Source organism: Gilvimarinus sp. 1_MG-2023 (assembly GCF_030548285.1).
In genome coordinates, this window is sequence record NZ_JAUOSC010000082.1 from 1 (window position 1) to 517 (window position 517).

At 54.2% G+C, this 517-nt stretch carries 1 protein-coding gene; it reads right to left on the reverse strand.

Features of this window, described 5'->3' with window-relative positions; all coding sequences use genetic code 11:
- A partial coding sequence (locus Q4563_RS15780; RefSeq protein ID WP_303605141.1) for a PQQ-dependent sugar dehydrogenase occupies nucleotides 1-517 on the reverse strand: 517 nt, incomplete at both ends.

A 517-nucleotide genomic window follows, 5' to 3' on the forward strand; every position in this document is an offset into this window, starting at 1 on the left:
CACCAATACTGCCGCCAACGTATTCCTTGCCGTAAGTAATAACAGGCCAGCCATAATTACGGCCTGGCATGATCAGGTTGAGTTCGTCGCCGCCTTTGGGGCCGTGTTCATGTATCCATAATTCGCCGCTGTTGGGGTTAATCGCCGCACCTTGCGGATTACGATGGCCATAACTCCAGATCTCGGCCCTGACACCGGCTTGATCAACAAAAGGGTTGTCTGCTGGTGTTGTACCGTCGGCATTCAGGCGAATGATTTTACCGAGGTGGTTGTCCAGGTTCTGCGCTTCATCCCGGGGGAAATAGCGTTCCCCCAATGTAATATACAAATAACCCTGTGGATCGAAGGTCAGCCGTGAACCGAAGTGGGAGCGGGATACATACTTGGGTGCTTGCCGGAACAGCACTGTCTGCTGCGTCAGGTGATAACGATGATGGCCATCATCAACCAGGGTGGCGCGCATCACCGCGGTCGAGTTGGTCATCAGGTTGCCTGGCTCGGCGTAGCTGAAATAGAC